The sequence below is a fragment of the Vibrio mytili genome (assembly GCF_049563345.1).
GTDB classification, from domain to species: Bacteria; Pseudomonadota; Gammaproteobacteria; order Enterobacterales; family Vibrionaceae; genus Vibrio; species Vibrio mytili.
Genome location: NZ_CP110481.1, coordinates 1,846,264 through 1,871,682, shown reverse-complemented (window position 1 = coordinate 1,871,682; position 25,419 = coordinate 1,846,264). Strand labels below are relative to the sequence as shown.

The following is a 25,419-nucleotide window of genomic DNA, read 5'->3' as shown; positions in this document are numbered from 1 at the left end:
TTTAGTCCTCCGCTAACGGTTTGAAACGACGAAGCTCTGTCAAGCGGTAGCCCGTGTAGGTACCGAGTAGGAGAATACCTGCCAGAACAATCAACTGTAGGCCAATAAAGTTAAAGGTTAAGTGTTGGATATACGAGTTCGTCATTGCTAAATAAACCAGTACAGCGGTAAGCAGCGAGCCACCACCTTGCAACGCCACTTCTTTTGCCCCTTCTTCTTCCCACAGAATCGACATACGTTCGATGGTCCATGACAAGATGATCATCGGGAAGAAAGTGATGGTTAGACCTTCCGTTAGGCCAATCTTAAACGCGACAACGGTAAATACAGAAATAATCATGATTACCGTAATGATAACGGCGGATATCCGTGCAACCAGAAGCAAGTTCAGCCTCGATAAATAACTTCGGATAATCAAACCCGTACCAACAATCAGCAAGAAGCCTACGATACCAGTGACCAGTTGCGTTTGAACAAAGGCAACAGCAATCAAAACTGGCATGAACGTACCTGAAGTTTTAAGGCCGATAATTACCCGCAAGAAGACAACGATGAGCGCACCAATAGGTATCAGCATTATCGTTTTAAACATGGCTTGTTCTTCAAGAGGCAAACTATGAATCGAGATGTTCAACAAGCCGTCAGCTTCAATCTTATTATTGGTTGCCTGCTGCGGTGTTACATCTTGCTTGATCATGGAGAAATGAACCTGACTATTTTGTCCGCCCACTAGGTCAAGTAAAGAAACATTGGATTCATCCCAAACTAGCAAGTTTGGTTGTTCAGCTTTTTGTACCGAGTTTGGTGAGAATAATACCCACTCTTCACCTGACCATACTTGCACCATAGGTTGTATGGTTTGACGTCGACGTCCGTCTTCTAACTCAATCACTCCGACTACTTTGCTCTGAACATTTGCGGTGAGGAGAATCGCTTGTAATGCGTCAGTACGATCAAAGTCGTTAAGCAACAAAGCAGTATTTTGGCTGTCAGGATCATTCAGCGCTTTAATCAGCTCACGAGTAAACGTAATGTTATCCGCTGAGCGGCTCATTGCTCTCTCGATCAATGCATTTGCTGCTGCTTGTTGGGGAGCTGAAAGCGTAGGAGGCGTGATATCTTCAGAGGGCGGAAGTGGTGTTACCTTTGCTTGCGGGTCTACCAAAAATTGCGCTTTGTAGTAAATCGTTTGTGGGCCGGTTGCTTGACGAATAGACCATTCAGCACGTCGGCCTGAATCTGAACTGATGTAAGAAACACCATAGCCTGAAGAGGATGCGGACTCACCAATGAGGGTATAGCCGCTTTGGGTATGTGGCGCAGCCAATGAAGCTTTTACTTCGTTTCCGTTGGCGTTGAATTCAATTCGTGCCTCTACATCCCATACTTGACTGGTTTCACCTGGAGTCCATGGTACGCCATAGGTTTGGTGTCGGAAAACACTCAGAGCAATCCCTGCAATCAACAACAAGAAGATTGAAAGGTAAAACGGTATTTTTGACGTCATAATCTACCTTAATTATTCGTTTTGTTTTTCTTAGTATCTTTTTCTGTTTGGATGTACGTACGACTGACATCAACTAATGCTATGTCGCGCATAAACTCTCTGCCCAGTAAAATAGGATGGTTCATCTGTGAACGATCTGCCAACGTAAATTGCGCTTTTTCATGAATTTTTCCGACTCGTACCCAAAGCTCTACGACAGGTCGACGTTTAGCCTCTTCGTTCATGGCTTGACGGATTTTTGCATAGCGAACAACAGGGGCTTCAATCCATGTACGTTTTTCCTCGTCTGACTTCGTACTATCGGCCAGATGGAATCGCACCCAGTTTTCACCATTTCGTTCGAACTCTTCAATATCAACTGCATTCAATGAAGAGGTGGCAGCACCAGTGTCGACTCTGGCGTCAAATATTTGCTTGGTTGATTCAATCGTCACTTTTTCAATAGAACCAAGGAGGATCTCATGAGTCGGTGTTTGTTCTACCTCTGGTGTTGGTGGGACAACGACTTGGGGTTTTGGTTTTTTCACTTCAGCCATCGCTTCACGTCGAAAAGAACGAAGCTCCCCCTGTAATGTATCGACTTGCACTTCAAGGCTATCGATATAGTCAGATTGATTGCTTAGCTGCAGCTCTAGATTAGTAATGCGATTATTAACATTTGCTTCAGAGGATTCTATGGCGGCTAGCGTTTCTTGATGGTACTGCTCGCCTTTGGTGAGTGAACACCCAGACAATAAGGCAATAGCAATAACCGGAGTCAATCGTATTAACATTGAAAACCTTGGGGTCAGATTAAGTTGTATGTTTTTTAGGAGTTTAGCTTATATACTCAAGTCACATCAAGAAGCTTGTTCAGCAAGAATTGATCCGCTCTTAAGCAAGGTACTGATTCGAATACACGGTCATTCTAAGTTAACTTCCAATTAGACATGATCATTCTACGTAGAAAATCAGTAACGCAGTATAAGAGCGAATAAAACAAGTCCTTGATAAAGACTGAAGGAAGGGTAATGGTTTCGCCGTTTTAGATGGTTAAAACTATGTCAGAAGTGAGCGTTGGCTCGTTCTTTTTTGACGAGTAGTGATTAACGCTTTAATAGTTTTACGGCTTATCCGCAATCAAAACTGCTCGTCTTGGAGCCGGATAGCCTTCTACTGTCTTACTTGGATCGTTCGGATCTAAGTAATCTGGTAATGAGTTGTGTGTCATCCAGTCTGTAGTACGTTGCTCGCCGGTTGTCGTGATGCTTTCATCGACGATACGGACATTCTCGAAACCAACTAACTCCAACCACACTTTGAGTGCTTTTGCTGAAGGGAAGAAATACACATTTCGCATTTGGGCGTAGCGAGACGTTGGCACTAAGACCGCATTTTCATCCCCTTCAATGACAAGGGTTTCCAAAACCAATTCGCCACCGGATACAAGCTGATCTTTCAACTGAATCAAATGGTCGAGTGGGGAGCGACGGTGGTATAGAACCCCCATGCTAAATACCGTGTCGAATGCCTCTAATTTTGGTAACTGTTCAATACCCAGTGGCAAAAGATGTGCACGCTGATCGTCACCCATCAGCTTACGAATGGCTTCGAACTGGATTAGAAACAGATGAGATGGGTCAATACCAACACAAAGGCGCGCGCCTTCACCCAGCATGCGCCACATGTGATAGCCATTGCCACAACCTACATCAAGCACACTACGGTTTTTCAGGGGAGAAATATGTGGGAGGACGCGATCCCATTTCCAGTCACTGCGCCATTCGGTATCAATATGAATACCATGAACGGTGTATGGACCTTTACGCCATGGGTGGAAAGTACGTAACAAGTTTTCCAGTTTCTTCAACTCACCTTCATGAAACGGTGTGTCATTGCTGATGGTGACTGAGTGCTGAATATCAATCTGGTTCGGTGAACCTTCCGGTATCTTATTTAAAGCTTTCAACCAGCGTCCAAAGTCACCGTGCTCTGCATTTTGCCAGTCCGTTAGCTGTTGTGGTAATACGTTTAGCCAAGGTTGAAGACGTGTGTCTTGGGCAATCAATTGATAGAAATTTGCAAAGTTAAACATAGTTAGTTAATCGCTGAGTTGGTGGTATAAAAAATAAATCTGAGTAATTTGTTTGCGATACGTTATTTGATGGCAAACATAGACCCAAAGTTAAAGCACTGGAACCAAACGTCGAAGCTAGAGAAGCCAATTTTGGCAAATCGCTCTTTGTGTTCTTTTTTAGAATCGGGGCGCATCACATTTTCAATGGCACTGCGTTTTTGACTGATTTCCAGCTCGCTGTAGCCATTCGCGCGTTTAAAGTCGTGATGTAGGTCAATCAATAGCTCGTTGGATACTTCGTCTTCGAAGACGAATTTCTCAGAAAGAATCAGGATGCCACCTGGGCGCAGACCCGCATAAATTTTCTCCAATAATGTATAGCGATCTTCCGGTGACAGGAATTGCAGCGTGAAGTTGAGAACCACTACGGAAGCATTTTCGATTTCGATATTACGAATGTCGGCCTCTACCACATCAACAGGTGTATCACTGCGGTACGCGTTTACATGCAGCTTACAGCGTTCAACCATCGCTGGAGAATTATCAACCGCGATGATTTTGCAGCCTTCTTGTTTGATATGGCGGCGCATAGACAGCGTAGAGGCGCCTAGTGAGCACCCAAGATCATAAATGTTACTATGAGGCTTTACGAATCGTTCAGCCAGCATGCCAATGGCAGATATGATGTTACTGTAACCCGGAACGGAACGCTGAATCATATCCGGAAACACTTCCGCTACGCGTTCATCAAACGTGAAATCCCCAATTTTATCGATTGGAGCCGAAAAAATAGTATCTGGATTGCTCTTCGGGTTCATAACCAAGTCTCTGCTACAAGCTGACTTATGCGTCAGGCGTCAAAAAAGGCGCGTATTTTATGAGAAATTCGAGCCCCTGTCATGCATTGCTTTTGATTCCGGCAAAACATGCACTTTAAAACATGGTTATTTGTGCATTGCCTCTGTTCGCAGGAAACGCGGCTAAATCGGGTAAATTAACGCGCTTTTGCAAGTTCTTGTATAGGTTTGCCGCCAGCTCAGGCGCAATAATGTTGTCGGCTGTATGGATCATGACATATGGCTTTTTACCTTCGGCAATCCATTGCGGTAGCTTATTCAACCAAGGGGTAAAAAACTCGTAATTTTGTTGTTCTTGAGGATGACCAATGAAACGAATCATCGGGTTAGAAGCTGTCGCGATCGCATGAACGGGCACTTTGGGTTTTTTCATTTGTGCATCAATGATCGCCTCATTGTCGGACTTAGCGGCAAAGACAGGGCGGCTATCCATAATAATACGGTCGATATTATTTTCTACTAACCATTGGTTAAGTGCTCGTTCTTCTGCTCCTTTAGAGAAAAAATCCATATGGCGCACTTCAACCCCAAGAGGAAAATTAGGTGGGAAACTGGAGCAGAACTTCTTCAACTGTTCGAGGTGTTGTGGACCAAAGGCCGCGGGGAGTTGGATCGTCCATTGACCGACCCGGTCGTGCAATGGTTCCATGACTTTCATAAAATCCCGCAACTGCACGTCACAGCCTCTCAGCATTTGTTCATGAGTAATGGCTTTGGGTAGCTTAAACGTAAACTTAAATTCGTCGTGTGTCGCCGCTCTCCAATTTTGCACTGTACTGACTGAGGGAGTGGCGTAAAACGTGGTATTGCCTTCCACAGTATGAAACACCTGCGCGTACTTCTCTAAACGCTCGGCAGGTTTGGTGCCACTACCATAAAAGCTCTGTTGCCACAGGTTATGCGACCACATAGTTAATCCAAGGCGAAGGGGTAAGTTATCCATCATTCTTCTTTACATTTATTACTGTGTTCACTTTACGAGAGTTTGACTGAAACATACAGACCTACATGATGACTGGAGCGTTAAATCGTTATCACGGCTGTGAGCCAAGTCATTCTTGCTGAACCTAGCATATCGAGGTTATTTAGGTATAATTTCACGCTTCAATCACCAACAATTTTTTTGCTTTGGTGCGGTTTTGAACACTTGTTGTTCTAAAAATCATCAATGAATGATAAAACACACTTAATCGTATGCTGAGTAGTCGATTTTCAACGATTTTCAGCGTATAACGGAATCTTTACTCTGCTTGGTAATGAGGCCGACAGAGCGTAGTCAACAAACTTTGAGAGATTGGGAATTTCATTATGCGTACCCATTACTGTGGTCACCTGAACAAGTCCCTTGCAGGACAAACTGTAGAACTTTGCGGCTGGGTTAACCGTCGCCGTGATTTAGGCGGTCTTATTTTTATCGATATGCGAGATCGTGAAGGCATCGTTCAGGTAGTAGTTGATCCAGATATGGCGGATGCGTATGAAGTGGCGAATACACTTCGTAATGAATTTTGTATCAAATTGACGGGTGAAGTTCGCGTTCGTCCAGAAAGCCAAGCAAACAAAGATATGGCGACGGGTGAAGTTGAGATTCTGGCTACTGGCCTTGAAATTATCAACCGCAGTGACGCTTTACCTCTGGACTTCAACCAGAAGAACTCAGAAGAGCAGCGTCTTAAGTACCGTTACTTAGATCTTCGTCGTCCAGAAATGAGTGATCGCATCAAACTGCGTGCGAAAGCATCAAGCTTTGTTCGTCGTTTCCTTGATGACAATGGTTTCCTAGATATCGAAACGCCAGTACTAACCAAAGCAACGCCAGAAGGCGCGCGTGACTACTTAGTGCCAAGCCGTGTACATAAAGGCAGTTTCTACGCACTTCCTCAATCTCCACAGCTATTCAAACAGCTGCTCATGATGTCTGGTTTTGACCGTTACTACCAAATCGTTAAGTGTTTCCGTGATGAAGACTTACGTGCTGACCGTCAACCAGAATTCACTCAGATCGATATCGAAACGTCATTCATGACGGCAGATCAAGTACGTGAAGTGACTGAGAACATGGTTCGCGATATGTGGCAAGAGCTATTAAACGTAGATCTAGGTCAGTTCCCAGTGATGCCATTTAGCGAAGCAATCCGTCGTTTCGGTTCTGACAAACCAGACCTACGTAACCCACTTGAGCTTGTGGACGTTGCTGACCTAGTGAAAGACGTTGAGTTCAAAGTCTTCTCTGGCCCTGCAAACGACGAGAAAGGTCGTGTTGCGGTTATCCGAGTACCAGGTGGTGCGTCTTTGACTCGTAAGCAAATTGACGGTTACGGAGAGTTCGTTGGAATCTACGGTGCGAAAGGCTTGGCGTGGATGAAGGTTAACGACCGCGCAGCAGGCATGGAAGGTATCCAATCGCCAGTAGCGAAGTTCCTAAACGAAGACGTAATCAACGGCATCCTTGATCGCACTCAAGCGGAATCTGGTGACATTATCCTATTTGGCGCTGATAAAGCGGGCATTGTTGCAGAAGCAATGGGTGCACTGCGCTTGAAACTGGGTAAAGATCTAGAACTCACTGACGAATCTGCATGGGCGCCACTATGGGTGGTTGACTTCCCAATGTTCGAAGAAGACGACGAAGGCAACCTACATGCAATGCACCACCCATTCACATCACCACTTGGTGTGACAGCGGAAGAGCTAAAAGCGAATCCAGCAGCGGCAAACTCAAACGCTTACGACATGGTTCTGAACGGCTACGAAGTGGGCGGCGGTTCTGTTCGTATCCACAATGCTGACATGCAAGAAGCGGTATTTGATATTCTAGGTATCACGCCTGAAGAGCAACAGCTTAAGTTTGGCTTCCTGCTTGATGCTCTGAAATTCGGCACGCCTCCGCACGCAGGTCTTGCATTCGGTCTTGACCGTCTAGTGATGCTGCTATGTGGCACTGAGAATATCCGTGACGTTATTGCATTCCCGAAAACAACCGCAGCGGCGTGTCTACTAACAGACGCTCCAAGCCTTGCGAACCCAGCATCGCTAGAAGAGCTGGCAATTGCCGTGACAGCAGCGAAAGGCGCGGCAAAAGAACAAGACGCAGAATAAGCACAAAACATTGAAAGAAAAACTCCCGCAACTGCGGGAGTTTTTGTTTTTTACTCAGTAAAAACTGCCGTCCTTCCATCAATGTCTATTCACCCTATCTAGCGGGTTGTGTACAAACGGATTACCTACAAACGGATTGTTTACTAACCGATTGTTTACTAGCCGATTGTTTGTTCCGCGTCACACATCAGTTTCCGGTTGACCTGAGTTGTATAATTTAACGTTCGGTGCTAGCTTAAGTGCATTTTAAATCAAATGCTTACAAAGCATATTCCTAACTTTATAACTATTATTACTCGCATCATCAGTAGGTATCAGGTGACAGATTACACAGTCAACATTAAGGCTTGTATATTCGAGCTTCAAGAGAGTAGAGAGTATCTATCAGACACTTTCACTCAGCTTTATCAGTTTCATCAGCAAAAAAGCCAAATTGAAGGCGGCCAAAATAATAATCAACTATGGCAGTGCTTCTTTGAATTTTGCGAATCATTAAAACAAGTCAAAAAATATTATGATCAGGCAGTCACGCTGCTACAGCAAGATCCGGTGATGCAGCCGATTTGCAAGCAAGCGGTTGATTTTCTTGAGCGGCATTACGGGCGCAATAGTGTCCATAAAGTCGTCTACCATTCACAAGACCGCAATAGCGTGATTCTGGCCCTACAAAAACTCATTGCGGATATAGAAAGTGGGGATGTACGCCAAGTCTGCGCCAAGCGTTCGATTCTTTATACCTTCTTTGATTTAGCCGAGGACTCGGCTGATGACTTTGCGGGCAAAACCGAACAACATTACTTTCAGTCTCTAAACAGTGAATATGCGCCACGCTACTTTTACGATGAGTGGCAACAAAAGCGTCGCAGCCAATTATTCCGCTGTGCGGTACAGGACGAAGCACTAATAGCGTTAGTACTGAAGTACGTAAAGTTGATCGACGAGTACAACATGAACTTGGGGAGCGAGAGTGACCTACGCTATTACTCGGACCAAGTTCAGCTGTTTGACGCTCCGTACATTGCGCTGTTGGAAATCAGTGACAAGTATATTATTGATTATATTGACAGTTATAGTCTCACCTATCGTTGGTATAACCATTTACCAGAGATAAAGTTGGTCAATCACTTATTAGAGCGTTATCCCGACTCTCCTTATCTCAAATACTTGTATCCAGCGACTGCGCATCGCATGTCTGGCAACTCCAACGATTGTCCGCCGTTTAGTAAATGGTATTTGTCACAGCTATCAGATCCCGATTTTATTGAAGAGCAGCTTCTGATTTGCGCCAGCGATATCATTCGTGCAGAGCAAGTTTGCTATAGCTCTGCGAGCTTCTCCACACTGACCGATATTCAGCAAGATGATGACTTCATGCATTTACTGCACGGTTGTATTAAAGAATGTACAGAGCAAGAAGAACCGCTGGAAGAAATTAGCCAAGATGATCTGTACATATACTGCAACAATGACTTTTATGATCGCTTAGCTCTCGCTCTGATTGGTGAAGAGCTATCAGTAGAAAATGCCGCTGAATTTTTGACTAAGCGCCGTGAATTGAAGGTTCGGGTAGCAAATAATCTGCGTGGCATCCTAGAAGGGATTATTGAGCCGGCATTTGAGGTTTGTTACGGCTATTCATCGTTTTGCGAATTGCGTGACCAGGCACAACGAGTCCGGGTCACACCGCCTTTGTTTTCGCTGCATGACGTTAACAGTTTTGCCTATGTGAATTATCTCGGAGTCTCTTATCTGATTAGCCAATCGGATGATGATGTGACGATCACCCAATCCGACACCATGACCCCCGTATCGTTTCGGCCAATCCCAGACGATGGTTTGTATGCTGTTGCCTATGCCTTACGACCGAAAGAGGACAGCCCAGTCCATTTTGCGACGCTTGATTGGAAGCAGGGATTGTTGCAAGGCTGGCACTTAGGACAATCTCTGCCTGTCATTACATTTCGTTTAAATGCGTTTCAATCCCACCTCCCGTTTGAGCTTTCTGCGGATGGGCGTACTTTACTGATTGGCATTACGCAAGAGTTGGACGAAGATGCAGACTTAAAGGCGGATTTATTTGATGTGAAGGTCGAGGGTAAAGATGCCGTCGTTGCGATCGATCTTGCTTCAGGACGGGAGCGATGCCGGTTTGAGCACATACCAGGCCAGACGCTGAAGTTAAGTCCGACGGGTAATTTTGCGCTTTACTCTCAGATTATCGATTTGGATAGCACTGATCGACTCATCTCTGTCGATTTAACCACAGGCGCAGAAAAAACGGTTCAGTTGCCATATCGCTTTGGAATCGGCAGTGATGAATTTGCCATCTCGTTTGATGGCCAAAGGCTGGTTTACAAGCAATCCGTGGTGGATCTCCGAACGGGAGAGTGCCTGGTTCGATTGAGTAACGATGACTTTGTGTATGCCTATGAGTTTTCTCAGTGTGATGAGTATGTGATTGCGACTATTAGTGAAGATAATGTCCGCGACATCTACAGAGTCAGCACTGGCGAGCACTTGGTCCGAATTTACGGTTCGGATGGCCCACTGTTGACTCAGAACTATCTCGATGCAGAGAAAGGCATTTTCTACAGCTTTGATGACTACTCAATCAGCATGCACGATGTCGGTTCTGAGCTGGGTTTAGACAGAGAACCGCTCGGAGAACCAGAATATCAATCGGGCAGAGTTCGGGATACGGTGATTGGGCCAAAAGTAAACCGCCGTAAGGGCAGCTTTAGCAATGACGAATATGGCACCTTACTTGAGATACAGCAATTCGGGGTTCAAGGAGAAAAGGGAATACTTGTCCCGCCCCAGTGGTATCACCAAGATGAATCCTTACCCGTCGTCGGGGTGGATTTTATTCTGCGTGTGAAAGGAATACGTACCGTTCAAGGATTTGTGGTTAAACTTAAACATCCTGACATTGACGGGAAGACCCAAACAGAGTGGCAGGCGATAGGTAAGCATAGTCAGACTTTAATGCTACGAGATCCGTTTACCGCGCTGCAACGCCGAGAAGGGTTATATGAGTTTGAAGTATACAGTCTCGACCAAAGGCTGTTACTCGCCAGACAGATGATTCATATCGGCTTTGCGCAAGTTCAACCTTGCCAGATCAATGTCGCGGCTTTTGGTGGCTTCTTTGGTACGCATCATCCCGCTGATAAGAAAGCCGTTATCAACTATGATGACACGACAATCGGATATCATTTAGTCGTTAGATGCCCAGATGTTAAGTTGAATCAGTGTGTTAAGTCTAGTCAGGGCGTTAAGTCGAGGACGGATATTAAACCGAGTATTAAACTAAAAAGTCGCATTTATCGTGAACACGGTGCAGAAAATGTAGAGAAGGATAGATTGTTTAAATCTTTCTCTGTTCAGCGAGAAATCAATGTTGTCGATGGACAAACGGTCGAGCTAGTCATCCAGGGTAAGGAAAGCAATGGCTACATTAATGGTACTTGGCGATTTGAATTGCTTGACGCATTCAGTGATGAGGTTTTGTTCAGCGAGACACTGACCATCTATGAACAAGACCACCATCATACTGAAGACAAAGTTCTGGTGTTGGATCTGGTGGAATATGGGATCTATGATCCAGGTGACTCATATGATTATCGGCAGCGTCGGGTCGTCGATACTGCGCAGGCTGTTCTCGTTAAACAAACTAACAATTTGCCACAGCAAACCGAGTTGATGTACGGCTATAAATTTAAGGTGAATGATGCCTGCCCTGATGCGGTTTATCGCGTATGTATCGAACAATGGGCATCCGGTCAGCAGTGGATAGGTGCGGATGATGGTAACGACAGATATAAAACCCACTGGACGACGATACAAAAAGGTGAATTGAATATGGCCAGTTGGACGATTGCGGCAAAACATGAGATTTTCTCTGATATGAGCCGAGTCCTCGTGCGCCATGGCTCGTCAGCACTCATTATGATGCATGACTTCCATGCACAAAAGGAGGTAGTGGCATGATTACAAAGCTTGTTCGCCACCTTGCATCGCATAAAAAAGTATTTAACCTAGAGGTTGATGTCGCAAACCCGTCATCGATTGAGCAAGCATTGACTCACCTTAATCAAGAGCTGCTCAATGACATTGCGGCGACCGAAGCATTATGTTTACAGGACACCGATAGAAATAAACTACTTAAGTTACGCTTCACGCAAAACAACAGATTGTTGAGTAAGCAGTTAGTGTCCGGAATGTTGAATGTCCCTTGGGCCGAGCAGGTAAAAAAAGATCTCAACGCTCTCGCGGTTAATCTGAACAGTAAAGACCATGGCACGTCAGAGTTTATCCTTGCTCGGGCGGCATTATCTCACCCGGAACTGGCTCCCCAGTTAGTCGACTTTGTTGACAGGATGACGATTTTTGTATCACTGCCTGACAGCAAACTGATGAGCTACTCAGACCTCGTCAATCTGGGTTTTATGGCCGCGGTTGCAATCGCTATGTATGCGCCACAATACCTTCAATCTGCCATTGCTCTGTTCAATGGGTTGGGCAAGTATAAAGATGGTTCTTATTCCGATCGCTTTAGCTCTGGGGTGCTGATCAATTTGTATCGTCAGCAAAAGCAATATCCGCAGGTCAGTCGTATACTTGCTCATCATCTGGCGAGTTTTATTTGTTATCCAGATGTGCGTTGGTCAAGCAAGGCGGCTCAGATTGATATCAATGATCCTACGGATGTTAACACGTTGATTAAACACTACCAGATCGCACTTGAGCAATGGTGTTTTGATTTCCACATTGTTGAGGCGGAACATTACGTTGAACGATATATCCAACCTTTGTTTGGTGATTCGGAAGAGACAGAGCGTATTCGGGATCTTTACCAGCCGTTTAAGCAGGCTGCGTTGAATACATAAGGTGAGTTGAATAGATAAGATTAATAGAGGCAGGTCACAGGCAATAGCGCCTGTGGCTGTGCTGGTTTATTACTCGATTCGTGTCTTGTTTTCGTGATTAGCAGAGAAATGGGTGTTCTATCCGCTTTTCAGTCAATACAATGGCCGTATAGAAAACACAAATTTGATCATTATTACATGTCTATTATTCTTGGTATCGACCCAGGCTCTCGTATAACCGGCTACGGCGTCATCCGTCAGCAAGGTCGTCACCTACAGTACCTCGGCAGCGGCTGTATTCGTACTTCAGAAAAAGAACTACCCGGTCGACTCAAGCAAATCTACGCCGGTGTTACGGAAATCATTACCCAGTTTCAACCGGATGTGTTCGCGATTGAACAAGTCTTCATGGCGAAGAACGCCGACTCTGCTCTTAAATTGGGGCAGGCGCGGGGTAGTGCAATTGTCGCAGCAGTCAATGCGGACTTACCCGTCTATGAGTACGCTGCGCGTTTGATTAAACAAGCGGTGGTCGGAACGGGTGGGGCAGACAAAGCTCAAGTTCAGCACATGGTGCAGCAAATGCTAAAGTTGCCAGCAAAACCACAAGCTGACGCGGCGGATGCCCTCGGTGTGGCTATTTGTCATGCGAATACCAACAAAACTTTAGTGGCGTTAGCGGGTAAAGCCACCAGTGCCCGAAAAGGGCGTTACCGATAAAATTAACTGGATGTCTATCCAGTTATTTATTATCCTGTCGAAAATTTATTTCATAAGAGTATCTATTGTGATTGGACGTCTTCGCGGCATCTTGCTTGAAAAGCAACCACCAGAAGTTTTAATTGAAGTTAATGGCATTGGTTATGAAGTTCAAATGCCAATGAGCTGTTTCTACGAGCTGCCAAATATCGGTGAAGAAGCGATCATATATACTCATTTTGTTGTCCGCGAAGATGCTCAGCTACTTTATGGCTTTAACACCGTAAACGAGCGCGCTCTGTTCCGTGAAGTGATCAAAGCCAACGGCGTGGGTCCGAAATTGGGTTTGGGCATCCTTTCGGGCATGACAGCTAGCCAGTTTGTGAATTGTGTTGAACGTGAAGACGTCTCAACATTAGTGAAACTTCCGGGTGTCGGAAAGAAAACGGCGGAACGTTTGGTTGTCGAAATGAAAGACCGCCTGAAAGGGTGGGGCGCAGGTGACCTATTTACGCCATTTACGGATGCTGCTCCAGCAGATTCCGCCTCTTCTTCATCCAATAATGCGGAAGAAGAAGCCATAAGCGCTTTACTCGCGTTGGGTTATAAACCAACACAAGCTTCAAAAGTGGTTTCTCAAATAGCCAAACCGGATATGAGCAGTGAAGAGATGATCCGTGATGCGTTAAAATCAATGGTGTGATGCCTGTCTAAGGTAACCATGACTTAAGTAGTCATGTTGCTTAGGTAGAAACATGCCCAATGTAACCATTTTTTAAGTTAACCATTCTCTCAGGTAACAAGATGATTGAAGCCGATCGTTTAATCGCTCCAGAAAACCCAACATTCCAAGACGAAGAGGTTATTGATCGCGCCATTCGTCCCAAGAAACTCGCCGATTATCAAGGTCAGGATCACGTGCGTGATCAGATGGAAATTTTTATTAAAGCGGCGCAGTTACGTAATGAAGCATTAGATCATCTGCTAATTTTTGGCCCTCCAGGGTTAGGTAAAACAACGTTAGCAAATATCGTGGCAAACGAGATGGAAGTGAATATTCGTACCACCTCAGGCCCAGTGTTAGAAAAAGCGGGTGATTTGGCGGCGTTGCTTACCAACTTAGAAGAAAACGACGTGCTCTTTATCGATGAGATTCACCGCTTAAGCCCAATGGTTGAAGAGGTGCTGTATCCTGCGATGGAAGACTACCAGCTAGATATTATGATTGGGGAAGGACCAGCGGCTCGCTCGATTAAAATTGACTTACCACCGTTTACTTTAATTGGAGCCACAACAAGAGCAGGCTCGTTAACGTCACCATTGCGTGACCGTTTTGGCATTACCCAGAGACTTGAGTACTACAAAGTTAAAGACTTACAAGACATCGTCAAGCGAAGCGCCGATTGCTTAGGTTTGTCTATGGAATCAGAAGGCGCTTTAGAAGTGGCTCGTCGTGCTCGCGGAACGCCGCGTATTGCAAACCGCTTGTTGCGTCGTGTACGAGATTACGCGGAAGTGAAAGGCAATGGACATATCTGTGCGGATATGGCCGATAAAGCACTTAACATGCTGGATGTCGATGCTCAGGGTTTTGACTATATGGACCGAAAGCTTCTTCTTGCCATTATGGAGAAGTTTGGCGGAGGCCCTGTGGGCTTAGACAACATGGCCGCTGCAATAGGTGAAGAGAAAGACACCATTGAAGACGTTCTTGAGCCGTATCTTATTCAGCAAGGCTACTTGCAACGGACACCACGCGGACGAATTGCCACCGATCGAGCTTATCTTCACTTTGGTATTGAAAAGTAAAAACAGAGTATTGAGAAAAGTTACAACGTGCAATTGAAAAGCAACACACGAATCGTTTATTATTTGTTCGATTTGTTATAGGTTTTCTCCAGAAAAACTGAGCATTTTAGCTCAGTTTTTTAGTTTTAGTGATTCATATCACGTTTCCCTAAAAATTATCTACCACTTAAGAAGTAATAAAAAAACAAGGCTTGTTAATTCATTGTTTACTTGAGACTGGTTGATTTCGCTTCTGATTACCATATCGTAACATCACCAACCAGCAACTATTGATCTGGATCAATATGATGGATTTTTGTTCAGATTTCACGTTGCGACATTGATCTATATCAAAGCGACATTTGCCTATAAACCTTTTGAAACAATCCTATTTTACCAGTAATATTAGCCCCAGCTATATTAGCTGATGCTTAACAATTAACTAACCAACGAAGTACATTTTCGCAACAAAAAGTTGTGACAATTCAACATATTTCAAGTGTGAATAACACCTGACTATGGATTGCAATATGTAGAGAGTGTCATTCAGCCGACACATAGGAGTTACCATGATTGACGTAGTTGATCTATCGCGGTTGCAGTTTGCGCTTACCGCGATGTATCACTTCCTATTCGTACCATTGACCCTTGGTATGGCCTTCCTTTTGGCCATTATGGAGTCGTTGTACGTAATGACAAACAAGCAAATCTACAAGGACATGACCAAGTTCTGGGGTAAGCTGTTCGGTATTAACTTTGCACTTGGTGTGGCAACCGGCCTTACCATGGAATTCCAGTTTGGTACGAACTGGTCATATTACTCCCACTATGTCGGTGACATCTTCGGTGCGCCGCTCGCGATTGAAGCTCTGGTTGCGTTCTTCCTGGAGTCAACTTTTGTTGGTCTGTTCTTCTTCGGGTGGGATCGTCTATCAAAGCGCCAGCACTTAGCCGTGACTTGGTTAGTCGCTTTGGGCTCAAACTTCTCCGCACTGTGGATTCTGATTGCCAATGGCTGGATGCAAAACCCAGTTGGGGCAGAGTTCAACTTCGAAACCATGCGAATGGAAATGGTGAGCTTTGCTGAGGTGGTATTCAACCCAGTTGCTCAGGTTAAATTCGTACACACAGTGGCATCTGGCTACACCTGTGGCGCAATGTTTGTTCTAGGCATCAGTTCATACTACCTATTAAAAGGTCGTGATGTTGCGTTCGCTCGTCGTTCATTTGCTATTGCGGCTTCTTTCGGTATGGCCGCTATTCTTTCTACCATCGTTCTGGGTGATGAATCAGGTTATGAGCTTGGTGAAGTTCAAAAAGTGAAGCTCGCAGCGGTAGAAGCTGAATGGCACACTGAACCAGCGCCAGCCGCATTCACCTTGTTCGGTATTCCAAACCAAGAAGAGATGCACACAGACTACGCGATTAAGATCCCTTACGTAATGGGTATTATTGCAACGCGCTCGATTGATAAAGAAGTCACCGGTCTGCGTGATCTGCACGAACAACACTTAGAGCGTATCCGTACAGGTATGTATGCTTACGAGCTGTTAGAGAAGCTTCGTGCGGGTGATAAATCTGAAGAAAACATGGCGGCGTTCGATGAAGTGAAAGGCGATCTTGGTTATGGTCTACTTCTAAAACGCTACACAGACAATGTGGTTGATGCGACAGAAGAGCAGATTCAAGCTGCTGCAGATGACTCTATCCCAACTGTGTGGCCGCTGTTCTGGTCGTTCCGTATCATGGTGGCATGTGGTTTCATCATGCTGTTTGTTTTCGGCTTGGCATTCATCCAAACCTGTCGTCAAAAAATTACGCAAAAACCATGGCTACTTAAAGCCGCGCTATTCAGTATTCCGCTTCCGTGGATTGCTATCGAAGCAGGTTGGTTTGTTGCAGAGTTCGGTCGTCAACCATGGGCGGTAGGTGAAATTCTACCAGTACATGTCGCAGCCTCGGCTTTGACCGCTGGCGAAATCTTGACTTCACTATTCGCTATTTTGGCGCTTTACACTGCATTCCTGATCGCAGAAGTTTACCTCATGGTGAAATTCGCTCGTAAAGGCCCAAGCAGCCTGAAAACAGGTCGCTACCACTTCGAGCAAAACGCTGACTCTGTTGCAGATAAAGTTAGCCGCCAAGTAGAAGCGTAAGACAAGGAGACAACAAAATGTTTGATTACGAAATCTTGCGATTCATCTGGTGGGTACTGATCGGTGTTCTACTAGTTGGTTTTGCAGTAACAGATGGATTCGATATGGGTGTGGGCGCGCTTGTACCTATTATCGGCAAAAACGACACGCAGCGTCGTGTGATGATTAACTCCATTGCGCCGCACTGGGACGGTAACCAAGTTTGGCTTATCACCGCTGGTGGTGCGCTGTTTGCTGCGTGGCCACTTGTATACGCAACGTCATTCTCGGGCTTCTACCTCGCGATGATTGTGACGCTTGCTGCGCTATGGTTACGTCCACTGGGGCTGGATTACCGTTCGAAAATTGAAGAGCCAAAATGGCGTCGAAACTGGGATATTTGTATCTCTATCAGTGGCTTTGTTCCACCAATTATCTTTGGTGTTGCGTTTGGTAACCTGCTTCAAGGCGTACCATTCCAATTGAGCGAATTCCTGATGCCAACGTACCACGGTTCATTCTTTGGTCTACTTAACCCATTTGCATTGTTATGTGGTTTGGTTAGCTTGTTCATGATTTTGATGCAAGGTTCAACATGGCTACAAATGAAGACGACGGGTGAGGTACACACTCGTGCACGTAACGTGGCTCAGTTGACAGGTTTGCTGACTATCGCGACATTTGTTGCTGCTGGTTTCTGGATTCAGAATATTGATGGTTACGTCATCGTCGGTGGCATCGATACAAGCGCAGCATCGAACCCATTAAACAAAGAAGTGATTCGTGAAGCGGGTGCTTGGATGAAGAACTTTGAAACCTACCCAATGTTATGGGCTGCCCCTTTGCTAGGTGTGGTTATGCCATTGCTTGCTGTCTTAGCATCTCGCTTTGAAAAATGCGCATTCTCGTTCATTTTCTCAAGCTTTGCGGTTGCTGGTGTTATCTTCACTGCAGGTATTGCGATGTTCCCATTCATTATGCCTTCAGACTTAGTGCCTAGCCACAGCCTGACAATGTGGGATTCAACGTCATCAGAGCTGACGCTAAACCTAATGACGGGGGTTGCCATTGTCATGGTGCCAATCATCCTGGGTTACACATCTTGGACATACTACAAGATGTTTGGTCGCTTGGATGACCAGTACATTGAAGACAACAAAAACTCACTTTACTAAGGAGCATTTACTATGTGGTATTTCGCATGGATTCTAGGTGTACTACTTGCTTGTGCATTCGGTATCATCAACGCTCTTTGGCTAGAGCATTCAGAAATGATGGACGAAGACAGTGAGTAATCTCGCTGACAAGATAGCGGCAATACACCAACCTATGGATAAGACTCTGTTGAGAGTCTTATCCCTCATCCTCGGCTTTATGCATGTAGGATTAGTGATGTGGGAGCCAGAGGCGTATAGCCAGGCAATTGGTGGCTTTAATGCCTTGATCGCTCCAGCTCTGATTTGGGCGATCTGTTCCAGCATGGTCTTTGGCGTTGGCTTTAAACCGAGATATTGGGTCTGGCAAGTTCTGTTTAGCCCTTACATTTCACTCGCTATCTTACTTTACTTGACGGTACTTTATTTCTCGTAGAGCGAAACGTACTCAACGAAACAACATGAATGAGAGTTGACGGTCAAGTCATCAAATAAAAGTCAGACATTTTGTCTGGCTTTTATTTTTTCTACAAAAATCAAAAATATTCTGCTCACTCAGTACCAATTATTACTGCTTAAGTTATAGTAATGGCTGACGAACTTAACAAACTGAACATATTGGTATTCTCTTGCAAGGCACATCAAATTCCTTCCGTTGGCCGATCACCGTGTACTATGAAGACACCGACGCGGGCGGCGTTGTATATCATTCAAATTATTTAAAATTCTTTGAGCGCGCGCGCACTGAAATGCTGCGTGCAAAAGGGATTTCGCAACACGTGTTGTTGGAACAAAACATAGGCTTTGTTGTCCGACACATGGATATCGATTTCAAACAAGGCGCAAAGCTGGACGAACAGTTGACAGTATTGACCCGAGTGTCAGAGCAAAAACGTGCTTCTTTACAATTCTGTCAGGAGTTGGTCAATGATGAAGGGGTGTTATTGTGCAAGGCACTTGTTAAGGTAGCATGTATCGATAATAAGAAAATGAAACCAATAGCCATTCCAACTTTTATTAATTCGGAGCTAGCAAACAGTGACTGCTGATATTTCCATTTTAGACCTTTTTCTTCAGGCCAGCCTGTTGGTAAAACTGGTGATGTTGACACTACTTGGCATGTCGATCGCGTCATGGGCGATGATCATCAAGCGCAGTAAAGTATTGTCTAAAGCATCCAAAGACGCTGAATCATTTGAAGATAAATTCTGGTCAGGTACGGATCTTTCTCAGTTGTACCAAAAGGTGAAAGTACGTAAAGACGAAATCGCAGGGACAGAAGAAATTTTTTACTCTGGTTTCACGGAGTTTGCACGCCTGCGTAAAAGTAACGCTAACTCTCCAGCTTACATTATGGAAGGTACCGGTCGTGCAATGCGCGTTTCGGTCGCTCGTGAAGTTGACGAATTAGAAACCAGTCTGCCTTTCTTGGCGACAGTCGGTTCAATCAGCCCTTACATCGGCCTGTTTGGTACAGTCTGGGGTATTATGCACGCGTTCATCGCTTTGGGCGAAGTGAAGCAAGCGACATTATCTATGGTTGCACCGGGTATTGCAGAAGCCCTTATCGCAACGGCGATGGGCCTTTTTGCTGCTATCCCTGCGGTAATGGCATACAACCGCCTCAGCAACAAAGTCAGTAAGCTTGAGCATACTTACGCCACATTCTCTGAAGAATTCCACAGCATCCTTCACCGCCAAGCGATGGCAGGCCGAGACATAGCGGATAAGGAATAAAGCATGGCGGGTTATCAACCTAAAAAGCGCAAAATGACCGCAGAGATTAACGTCGTCCCGTATATCGACGTGATGTTAGTACTGCTGATCATTTTTATGGCAACAGCACCTTTTGTAACGCAAGGCGTAGACGTCGATCTACCAAAAACGTCTACGGCTGAATCCATGCAAGAGCTAGCGGGTGAAAGCGACAGCAGCTTTATCATTATCGAAGTTGATCGTGATGGTAATTTGGGATTGAGCGTGAACGACGAAGAAGTGCAACGTGGTCTTTCTTTGCAAGACGTGATCGTCCGAGTGAAAGCAGAACGTTCCATCAAACCGGATTCGCCGGTTGCGGTGGGGGGAGATGCTGCAACGCCATACGCGGACATCGTCCTGCTGCTGGATGAATTAAGCCGTGCTGGCATCCCTAAAGTGGGTTTAATGACCGATATCAGGGAATAGACATCATATATCTATGAAAGAGAAAAAGAAGAAATCCAACCAATACGCCAAACCGATAGCGATATCGGTGGGTTTGCACGCGGTTCTTGTTGCTGCCCTGCTTTGGGGGACAGACTTCAATATGTCAGAGCCTGAACCAAGCGGACAGATGGTCCAGGCGGTGGTTATTGACCCGAATCTGGTAAAGAAGCAGGCGAACGAAATCCGCCAACAGCGAGAGCGGGCTGCAAAAAAAGAGCAAGATCGTCTAGATAAGCTCAGACGTGAAGCTGAACAGCTAGAGAAAAACCGCAAAGCTGAAGAAGAACAAATTCGCAAGTTGAAAGAGCAACAAGCGAAGGATGCAAAAGCCGCTCGAGAAGCAGAAATTGCGCGTAAGCAAAAAGAGCAAGAGCGCAAAGCGGAAGAAGAGCGCGTTCGCAAAGAAAAAGCGCGAGCTGCTAAGCTTGAAGAAGAACGTAAGGTCAAAGAAGAGGCCGTGCGTAAAGCGGAGCAAGCGCGTTTAGCTCGTGAGCAAGCTGCAAAAGAGGCGGAAGAAAAAGCGCGTCGTGAAAAAGAAGCGGCTGCCAAAGCAGAACAAGAACGTATCGCGAAAGAAAAAGCGGCCAAGGAGGCAGCAGAACGCGAACGTAAAGCGAAAGAAGCCGCTGAACGAGCTGAAAAAGAACGTAAAGCGCAGGAAGCGGCACTCGACGACATCTTTTCTGGGTTAGAGACAGAAGCGGCGCAAAACTCTGCGGCTCGTAATCAATACATTGACAGTGAGCTCGGTCGTATGTCGTCCATATACAAGCAGAATATCCAGCAAAAGTTGATTAAGGATGACTACTTGCTGGGAAAGGAGTGTAGAGTGAACATCAAACTGATTCCTACTGGAACCGACATGATGGTCGCTGGTGTTACTGTGCTTGGTGGGGACTCGCGAGTATGTGCTGCGGCGAAAAGTGCGATTACTCAAGTAGGGACCTTCCCGAAATCGTCAGAAGCTGCAGTCAATGAGAAATTAAAAGACATCAACTTAACGGTTGCTTTGGACTAAAAGGAATAAAACGTGATTAGACGCCTTTTACTAGGAATGTTTGTACTGCTCGGCAGTGTAACGAATGTAGCCCATGCTGCATTAGAGCTGGTGATTACCGATGGTATTGAGTCAGCACGACCTATTGCTGTTGTTCCGTTTAAATGGGAAGGGACGAAACCGCTTCCTACGGATATTTCGGCGGTTATTGCCTCTGATTTGCAACGCAGTGGTAAATTCAGCCCTGTGCCGACGAGTAAGATGCCACAAACGCCATTTAATGAGTCTGAAGTTAATTTTGACGCTTGGACGAATTTAGGTGTGGATGCCTTGCTAACCGGAACCGTGACTAAAAACGACCAAAATGATTATGTGGTGAACTACCAACTGATTGATGTTGTACGTGGTCAGCTTACCGCAGGTCAGAGTCAAGGCTTGGGCAGTGATGGTCAGGTTGTTGTTTCGAAAGATCATGTGTTATTCAACAAGGTTGCTACAGTACGTGCACCGCGTATGCGTCACTACGCGCATCGGATTTCCGATCTTGTTTATCAAGAATTGACAGGTGACCGCGGCGCGTTCATGACAAGAATTGCGTACGTCGTGGTGAACGAACAAGACCGTTTCCCGTACCAGTTACGTGTCGCAGATTACGATGGTCATGATGAGCAATTGGTGCTGCGTTCTCGACAGCCACTAATGTCACCTTCTTGGTCACCAGATGGTCAAACCTTAGCGTATGTAACCTTTGAGAATCAAAACTCCGAAATTCATACAATTAACATCTATACCGGTAAACGAGAAAAAATCACCGCTTTCCCTCGTCATAACGGGGCGCCAGTTTTCTCGCCTGATGGCAGTAAGTTAGCGTTGGTGTTGTCTAAAACCGGATCGTTGCAGGTTTACACGTTTGATCTAAAAACCAAACAGCTTACTCAGATTACGCGTGGCAGATCAAATAACACTGAGCCATCTTGGTACCCAGATGGTAAATCACTGGCATTTACCTCCGATAGGGGTGGTAACCCACAGATTTATCGAGTAAATTTGGGCGACGGTGAAACCACTCGCTTGACTTGGCAAGGCAGTCAAAACTTGAGCGCGCAAGTCACTCCAGATGGCCGATTCCTGGTCATGGTGAATCGCAGTGATGCAGGTTTTCACCTCGCCAAGCAAGACTTGGAAACAGGGGCGCTACAGGTGTTAACAAATACCCTACTTGATGAATCACCAAGTATAGCCCCAAATGGCGGTATGGTTATCTATAGCTCCATGTACAACAAGAAAAACGTACTATCGATGGTGTCAATTGATGGACGATTTAAAGCTAGATTACCGGCAACAAACGGGCGAGTAAGAGCGCCTGCTTGGTCACCGTTTTTGTAGTTATAAATTTGATTAATGAAGGAAAATAAAATGCAACTGAACAAGGTTCTGAAAGGGCTAATGATCGCACTGCCTGTAATGGCAATGACTGCATGTAGTTCGAGCGATGATGCAGCGTCTGGTGCTGGTTCTACTGAAACGAACGATGGCGCTTACGTTGAGTCAACGGTAGCAAGTACAATTGATCAACAAGATCAAATGACAGAGCAAGAGCTTAAAGAGCAAGCTCTTCGTGAAACCAATACTATTTACTTCGCATTTGATAACTCCACAATTGCAGGTGACTACGAAGAAATGCTAGCCGCTCATGCTGCTTACTTAACTAAGAACCCAGCATTTAGCGTAACTATCGAGGGACACGCGGACGAGCGTGGTACGCCAGAGTACAACATCGCACTTGGTGAACGTCGTGCACAAGCGGTTTCTAACTACCTACAAGCGTTGGGTGTACAGGCTGACCAAATCTCAATCGTTAGTTACGGTGAAGAAAAACCACTTGTTCTAGGCCAATCTGACGACGTCTACGCGAAAAATCGTCGTGCGGTTCTAGCATACTAATTCGAGGTAAACCTCATGTTCAGTAACACCAAGCGTGCTGTTACGCTTGCGTTACTGGCAAGTGCAGCGAGCCTTTCGTTCGCTGCACCAGCTCCAGTATCCGATCTCAGCAGCACATCAAGTCGCAGCGCATCTGAAAGCGACGTACAACGCTTAGAGCGCTTGTTACAAAGCCGTAATCATGTCCAGCTTCGTATGCAGGAGCAAATCGACCAAATGTCGCAAGAGATTAATGACTTGCGCGGTAAATTGGAACGCAGCAACTACGAAATGAAACAAATGATGACGCGTCAGCGTGAATTATTTGTCGAACTTGATCGTATGCGCAGCGAGGCTAAAACAGCCAAACCTGCTGTAGAAGAGGCGCAACCAGAAGCACCAGAAGGTAAGTACACTTCTAATGCGGATGAACAAACTGCTTACCAAGATGCGGTCGATCTTATTCTTAAAAAGCGCGATTACGCGGGGGCAATTGCTGCTTTCCAGCAGTTCCAAAAAGATTACCCAGACTCCACGTATTCTGCCAATTCACACTACTGGCTAGGTCAACTGTATTTTGCTAAGAAGCAGGATAAAGAAGCAGCGAAGAGCTTTGCAGCGGTGGTGTCTTACAAAGACTCCAACAAACGTGCTGACGCCTTGGTTAAGTTGGGCGATATTGCCGAGCGTAACAACAACGCGGAACAAGCGACTAAATACTATCAGCAAGTGGTTGATGAATATCCAAATAGTTCGTCTGCTAAATTGGCGGGTTCTAAGCTTCAATAACACGCTTGACGATATGACTTTTGAAAAGGGGCCTTTGGCTCCTTTTTCTTTTTAGTTTCCAAGCTTCTTCTTTCCTTTCGTCATCAATTAAATCGTTGGTTAACAATTGCCTATCGCTCCTGATATCACGGGCTTGAGGTTATTTGGGTATAGATATTGGTTTTTAAAATTTAACGAGGTTACAATACTCGGATTAAAGGAAGTTGCGTAGAGCAAGAGCAATGAGCCACATACTAGATAAAATCGACACTGTTTACCCATTCCCTCCGAAACCTGTTCCGTTAAGCGCAGATGAAAAAGCGTCTTATATTGAGCGCATCAAAGCACTGCTCAAAGAAAAAGACGCGGTACTGATCGCGCACTACTATACCGACCCTGAAATTCAGGCTTTGGCGGAAGAAACCGGCGGGTTTGTAGGTGATTCACTAGAAATGGCGAAGTTTGGTAACCGCCATCCAGCCAGCACCCTGATTATCGGTGGTGTGCGTTTCATGGGAGAATCCGCGAAGATTCTGACGCCAGAAAAACGCATTCTGATGCCAACATTGGAAGCGGAGTGCTCGCTGGATCTAGGTTGTCCCGCTGACAAATTTAGTGAGTTCTGCGATGCGCATCCTGACCATACCGTCGTCGTTTATGCCAACACCTCGGCTGCGGTTAAAGCGCGTGCGGATTGGGTCGTTACATCGAGTATCGCACTAGAAATCGTTGAGCACCTAGATTCAGAAGATAAACCTATCATCTGGGGGCCTGATCGTCACCTTGGCTCTTACATTGCGAACAAAACAGGCGCAGATATGCTGTTATGGCAAGGTGAATGCGTGGTGCACGATGAATTCTCTGCTGACGCATTGCGTAAAATGAAGAGCGTTTATCCTGACGCTGCGATTCTTGTTCACCCCGAGTCTCCTGCGAGCGTTGTTGAGTTAGCGGATGCGGTTGGTTCAACCAGTCAGCTAATCAAAGCAGCGAAAGCGCTCCCACATAAGCAAATGATTGTTGCAACCGACAAAGGCATCTTCTTCAAGATGCAACAACTTGTTCCAGAGAAAGAGTTGATCGAGGCGCCAACCGCAGGTGCGGGCGCAACATGCCGCAGCTGTGCGCATTGCCCTTGGATGGCGATGAATGGCCTTAAAGCAATCGAAAAAGCCTTGAGCGAAGGCGGAGAAGAGCACGAAATCTTCGTTGACGAAGCATTACGTGTGAAATCGCTTATCCCGCTCAATCGCATGTTAGACTTTGCCGAGCAGCTTAATCTGCGAGTCAAAGGCAACGCATAAAACAGCGACGCTATCTCAAAACAGCAGATACAATCTCAAAAACCAGTCATAATCGGCTG

The 25,419-nt window shown here is 45.6% G+C and carries 23 protein-coding genes; 18 read left to right on the top strand and 5 right to left on the bottom strand.

What is annotated here, in order from left to right:
• Position 1: 1 nt before the first annotated feature.
• The 5 genes from ONE56_RS08600 to ONE56_RS08580 all read right to left on the bottom strand — a co-directional run bounded on the left by ONE56_RS08600 (position 2) and on the right by ONE56_RS08580 (position 5,330).
• Positions 2 to 1,507 carry an inactive transglutaminase family protein gene (locus tag ONE56_RS08600; protein ID WP_041154852.1) on the bottom strand — a complete coding sequence of 502 codons (1,506 nt, stop codon included), beginning with the start codon at positions 1,505 to 1,507 and terminating at the stop codon, positions 2 to 4.
• Positions 1,508 to 1,515: 8 nt separating this feature from the next.
• A complete protein-coding gene (locus tag ONE56_RS08595) occupies positions 1,516 to 2,280 on the bottom strand; it encodes an ATP-dependent zinc protease (RefSeq protein WP_041154851.1) in 765 nt (254 codons plus the stop codon).
• A 329-nt stretch (positions 2,281 to 2,609) separates the two neighbouring features.
• Entirely contained in the window at positions 2,610 to 3,581 is a 972-nt protein-coding gene (gene cmoB / locus ONE56_RS08590) for a tRNA 5-methoxyuridine(34)/uridine 5-oxyacetic acid(34) synthase CmoB (protein ID WP_041154850.1), read from the bottom strand.
• Positions 3,582 to 3,643: 62 nt separating this feature from the next.
• Positions 3,644 to 4,381, bottom strand: a complete 738-nt coding sequence (gene cmoA, locus ONE56_RS08585; protein WP_331437391.1) for a carboxy-S-adenosyl-L-methionine synthase CmoA — start codon at positions 4,379 to 4,381, stop codon at positions 3,644 to 3,646.
• Between the two features lie 115 nt (positions 4,382 to 4,496).
• Positions 4,497 to 5,330, bottom strand: a complete 834-nt coding sequence (locus ONE56_RS08580) for a DUF72 domain-containing protein (protein ID WP_245228384.1) — start codon at positions 5,328 to 5,330, stop codon at positions 4,497 to 4,499.
• Positions 5,331 to 5,728: 398 nt separating this feature from the next.
• Between ONE56_RS08580 and aspS the strand changes: the two genes are divergently transcribed.
• The 18 genes from aspS (at position 5,729) to nadA (ending at position 25,360) form a co-directional block, all read left to right on the top strand.
• Positions 5,729 to 7,519 (top strand): aspartate--tRNA ligase, encoded by a 1,791-nt coding sequence (aspS, locus tag ONE56_RS08575; protein ID WP_331437392.1) that lies wholly within the window; start codon positions 5,729 to 5,731, stop codon positions 7,517 to 7,519.
• 318 nt (positions 7,520 to 7,837) lie between these two features.
• The gene (locus ONE56_RS08570) at positions 7,838 to 11,509 is read left to right on the top strand and encodes a hypothetical protein (RefSeq protein WP_423839669.1); all 3,672 of its coding nucleotides are present in this window, start codon (positions 7,838 to 7,840) and stop codon (positions 11,507 to 11,509) included.
• Positions 11,506 to 12,408, top strand: a complete 903-nt coding sequence (locus ONE56_RS08565; protein ID WP_423839668.1) for a hypothetical protein — start codon at positions 11,506 to 11,508, stop codon at positions 12,406 to 12,408. The genes ONE56_RS08570 and ONE56_RS08565 overlap by 4 nt, the downstream gene beginning before the upstream one ends.
• 177 nt (positions 12,409 to 12,585) lie before the next feature.
• Complete coding sequence (ruvC, locus tag ONE56_RS08560; RefSeq protein ID WP_331437395.1) at positions 12,586 to 13,107, top strand: crossover junction endodeoxyribonuclease RuvC; 522 nt, start codon at positions 12,586 to 12,588, stop codon at positions 13,105 to 13,107.
• Between the two features lie 67 nt (positions 13,108 to 13,174).
• Positions 13,175 to 13,789, top strand: a complete 615-nt coding sequence (gene ruvA, locus ONE56_RS08555) for a Holliday junction branch migration protein RuvA (protein WP_041154844.1) — start codon at positions 13,175 to 13,177, stop codon at positions 13,787 to 13,789.
• Positions 13,790 to 13,890: 101 nt separating this feature from the next.
• Positions 13,891 to 14,895, top strand: a complete 1,005-nt coding sequence (gene ruvB / locus ONE56_RS08550) for a Holliday junction branch migration DNA helicase RuvB (protein ID WP_041154843.1) — start codon at positions 13,891 to 13,893, stop codon at positions 14,893 to 14,895.
• A 548-nt stretch (positions 14,896 to 15,443) separates the two neighbouring features.
• Positions 15,444 to 17,030: a cytochrome ubiquinol oxidase subunit I gene (gene cydA / locus ONE56_RS08545; RefSeq protein ID WP_041154842.1), complete on the top strand. Its 1,587-nt coding sequence runs from the start codon at positions 15,444 to 15,446 to the stop codon at positions 17,028 to 17,030.
• A gap of 17 nt (positions 17,031 to 17,047) precedes the next feature.
• Entirely contained in the window at positions 17,048 to 18,184 is a 1,137-nt protein-coding gene (gene cydB / locus ONE56_RS08540) for a cytochrome d ubiquinol oxidase subunit II (RefSeq protein ID WP_041154841.1), read from the top strand.
• A 12-nt stretch (positions 18,185 to 18,196) separates the two neighbouring features.
• Positions 18,197 to 18,304: a cytochrome bd-I oxidase subunit CydX gene (gene cydX, locus ONE56_RS08535; protein ID WP_006075291.1), complete on the top strand. Its 108-nt coding sequence runs from the start codon at positions 18,197 to 18,199 to the stop codon at positions 18,302 to 18,304.
• Positions 18,297 to 18,599 carry a cyd operon protein YbgE gene (ybgE, locus tag ONE56_RS08530; protein ID WP_041154840.1) on the top strand — a complete coding sequence of 101 codons (303 nt, stop codon included), beginning with the start codon at positions 18,297 to 18,299 and terminating at the stop codon, positions 18,597 to 18,599. Before cydX ends, ybgE begins: the two co-directional genes overlap by 8 nt.
• A gap of 193 nt (positions 18,600 to 18,792) precedes the next feature.
• Positions 18,793 to 19,212: a tol-pal system-associated acyl-CoA thioesterase gene (gene ybgC / locus ONE56_RS08525; protein WP_041154839.1), complete on the top strand. Its 420-nt coding sequence runs from the start codon at positions 18,793 to 18,795 to the stop codon at positions 19,210 to 19,212.
• Positions 19,202 to 19,900 carry a protein TolQ gene (tolQ, locus tag ONE56_RS08520; RefSeq protein WP_041154838.1) on the top strand — a complete coding sequence of 233 codons (699 nt, stop codon included), beginning with the start codon at positions 19,202 to 19,204 and terminating at the stop codon, positions 19,898 to 19,900. Before ybgC ends, tolQ begins: the two co-directional genes overlap by 11 nt.
• A gap of 3 nt (positions 19,901 to 19,903) precedes the next feature.
• Positions 19,904 to 20,347, top strand: coding sequence for an ExbD/TolR family protein (locus ONE56_RS08515; protein WP_041154837.1), 444 nt, complete (start codon positions 19,904 to 19,906; stop codon positions 20,345 to 20,347).
• A 13-nt stretch (positions 20,348 to 20,360) separates the two neighbouring features.
• The gene (gene tolA / locus ONE56_RS08510; protein ID WP_423839667.1) at positions 20,361 to 21,386 is read left to right on the top strand and encodes a cell envelope integrity protein TolA; all 1,026 of its coding nucleotides are present in this window, start codon (positions 20,361 to 20,363) and stop codon (positions 21,384 to 21,386) included.
• Positions 21,387 to 21,398: 12 nt separating this feature from the next.
• Positions 21,399 to 22,751 (top strand): Tol-Pal system beta propeller repeat protein TolB, encoded by a 1,353-nt coding sequence (gene tolB, locus ONE56_RS08505; protein ID WP_041154835.1) that lies wholly within the window; start codon positions 21,399 to 21,401, stop codon positions 22,749 to 22,751.
• 30 nt (positions 22,752 to 22,781) lie between these two features.
• Positions 22,782 to 23,309 (top strand): peptidoglycan-associated lipoprotein Pal, encoded by a 528-nt coding sequence (pal, locus tag ONE56_RS08500; RefSeq protein ID WP_041154834.1) that lies wholly within the window; start codon positions 22,782 to 22,784, stop codon positions 23,307 to 23,309.
• A 15-nt stretch (positions 23,310 to 23,324) separates the two neighbouring features.
• On the top strand, positions 23,325 to 24,077 hold the full coding sequence (ybgF, locus tag ONE56_RS08495; protein WP_331437400.1) for a tol-pal system protein YbgF: 753 nt from the start codon (positions 23,325 to 23,327) through the stop codon (positions 24,075 to 24,077).
• Between the two features lie 221 nt (positions 24,078 to 24,298).
• Complete coding sequence (gene nadA / locus ONE56_RS08490; RefSeq protein WP_423839666.1) at positions 24,299 to 25,360, top strand: quinolinate synthase NadA; 1,062 nt, start codon at positions 24,299 to 24,301, stop codon at positions 25,358 to 25,360.
• Positions 25,361 to 25,419: the final 59 nt, after the last annotated feature.

Excerpts from the sequence above, each read along its gene's own strand:
- ONE56_RS08600 (WP_041154852.1), bottom strand. The coding sequence starts at position 1,507 with ATGACGTCAAAAATACCGTTTTACCTTTCAATCTTCTTGTTGTTGATT.
- ONE56_RS08595 (WP_041154851.1), bottom strand. The coding sequence starts at position 2,280 with ATGTTAATACGATTGACTCCGGTTATTGCTATTGCCTTATTGTCTGGG.
- cmoB (WP_041154850.1), bottom strand. The coding sequence starts at position 3,581 with ATGTTTAACTTTGCAAATTTCTATCAATTGATTGCCCAAGACACACGT.
- cmoA (WP_331437391.1), bottom strand. The coding sequence starts at position 4,381 with ATGAACCCGAAGAGCAATCCAGATACTATTTTTTCGGCTCCAATCGAT.
- ONE56_RS08580 (WP_245228384.1), bottom strand. The coding sequence starts at position 5,330 with ATGTGGTCGCATAACCTGTGGCAACAGAGCTTTTATGGTAGTGGCACC.
- aspS (WP_331437392.1), top strand. The coding sequence starts at position 5,729 with ATGCGTACCCATTACTGTGGTCACCTGAACAAGTCCCTTGCAGGACAA.
- ONE56_RS08565 (WP_423839668.1), top strand. The coding sequence starts at position 11,506 with ATGATTACAAAGCTTGTTCGCCACCTTGCATCGCATAAAAAAGTATTT.
- ruvC (WP_331437395.1), top strand. The coding sequence starts at position 12,586 with ATGTCTATTATTCTTGGTATCGACCCAGGCTCTCGTATAACCGGCTAC.
- ruvB (WP_041154843.1), top strand. The coding sequence starts at position 13,891 with ATGATTGAAGCCGATCGTTTAATCGCTCCAGAAAACCCAACATTCCAA.
- cydA (WP_041154842.1), top strand. The coding sequence starts at position 15,444 with ATGATTGACGTAGTTGATCTATCGCGGTTGCAGTTTGCGCTTACCGCG.
- cydB (WP_041154841.1), top strand. The coding sequence starts at position 17,048 with ATGTTTGATTACGAAATCTTGCGATTCATCTGGTGGGTACTGATCGGT.
- cydX (WP_006075291.1), top strand. The coding sequence starts at position 18,197 with ATGTGGTATTTCGCATGGATTCTAGGTGTACTACTTGCTTGTGCATTC.
- ONE56_RS08515 (WP_041154837.1), top strand. The coding sequence starts at position 19,904 with ATGGCGGGTTATCAACCTAAAAAGCGCAAAATGACCGCAGAGATTAAC.
- tolA (WP_423839667.1), top strand. The coding sequence starts at position 20,361 with ATGAAAGAGAAAAAGAAGAAATCCAACCAATACGCCAAACCGATAGCG.
- pal (WP_041154834.1), top strand. The coding sequence starts at position 22,782 with ATGCAACTGAACAAGGTTCTGAAAGGGCTAATGATCGCACTGCCTGTA.
- ybgF (WP_331437400.1), top strand. The coding sequence starts at position 23,325 with ATGTTCAGTAACACCAAGCGTGCTGTTACGCTTGCGTTACTGGCAAGT.
- nadA (WP_423839666.1), top strand. The coding sequence starts at position 24,299 with ATGAGCCACATACTAGATAAAATCGACACTGTTTACCCATTCCCTCCG.